This is a genomic window from Pseudomonas siliginis (genome assembly GCF_019145195.1).
GTDB lineage: Bacteria > Pseudomonadota > Gammaproteobacteria > Pseudomonadales > Pseudomonadaceae > Aquipseudomonas > Aquipseudomonas siliginis.
On the sequence record NZ_JAHSTW010000027.1, the window covers coordinates 1 to 1,338 of the forward strand.

Below are 1,338 nucleotides of genomic sequence, written 5' to 3' on the forward strand. Positions count from 1 at the left end.
AGGATGGACATGTAGGGATGCGGTGGCGCGCATGGTGATGCCTCACTGTGGTTGGAGAGTGAGGCAAGTAAACAATCTGTTTGGTTTTTGGTCAACACATTTTGTTTGGTGTCAGATCAAAGAGGGGCCTTTCAATGGACGTATTGATGACCACCAAAATATGCGGCCAAGAATTACCACCCGTTGAGCCATGATCTGATCGAAGTCATAGTCTTCGTCAGCGTATTCCTGTGAATTGAAGCTCCTCATCTTGATGCCGTTGGCAGTACGTTGAAGAAACTTAATCCGAAAATGCCCGTCGTGGTCGATTGCGTACATTTCGCCGTCAACGATTCGCGTCATTCCCGTATCAATGCCGACTGTCGCTCCCGAAAGAATCAGTGGGTGATTACTGTTCCCGCTGTTGGTGGCAAATACAGCGTTTGAGGGATCTACTCCGCAAGTCCTCATCGTAGCTCGTGAAAAACGAAGCTTGGGCCCAGCGATCTCCTGAACCTCTGTACGCGCAACCTTCCCGGGCCCAGAGGATAACTCCACTTCCTTGTACAACCTTAGCTCCACCTCGTCATTGTCTATTGGTGTTTCTGAGTCCCAAGGAGCCATTGGCTCCAGCACGTAAAGCGGCGAATCGTTAGCAGCCGGGCGTAATGGGTTTCGCTCAGTGCTCTTGGTCCGCATTGGTACATCTTTCCCTTCTAGCCACTCGCGCTCCACGACAAGTGTCAGCGCAACTTCGCCGACCATGTACGCGGGGACGCCCCTAGCTTTCCAGTTCGTGATGTTCTGGTCGTTCTCGAGATCGAGAATTCGAGCGAGCTGGGCCCCCGTCAATCCGGAGTCTTCGAGCGCTTCACGAAAGCGTTGGCCTTTGAGGTTTTGCGTTTGTTTACTCATAAACGAAATGTTACAGCGCTTGCATTCAGATGATAACAAACGTATTGTTTGGTCCTGCCGTTCAAATTGTTTGGTATGGATAACGTCATGAGTACACCTGCTCAGATATTCGATTTAGTACTGCAGGTTGCTGAGGCCTCCGGCAAAAGCCCTTCCCAGCTTTCGCGAGAGTGCAAAATCAGCCCTCAGAGATTCTTTAATTGGCGTCGGCGAGGTATCCCAGTCGCACAGGTTCGACATCTGTCGAAAGCACTTTCTGGAGCGCTGCTACCTCATCAGCTTAGGCCGGATTTACCCGAGATATTCCCAGCCGAATCCGACGCTGAAATACAAGCTGCATAGAAAAAAGGCGACCCAAGGGTCGCCCAGTTTCTCCCGACAGCATCACCACAATGCTATCGGGTCGCGATGTCAGAAGGCGAGCACACCACATGTCGCCGAATC

The 1,338-nt window shown here is 51.5% G+C and carries 1 protein-coding gene; it reads right to left on the minus strand.

What is annotated here, in order from left to right:
• Positions 1 to 111: 111 nt before the first annotated feature.
• Positions 112 to 894, minus strand: a complete 783-nt coding sequence (locus KVG87_RS25685) for a S24 family peptidase (RefSeq protein WP_108224734.1) — start codon at positions 892 to 894, stop codon at positions 112 to 114.
• Between the last annotated feature and the right edge of the window lie 444 nt (positions 895 to 1,338).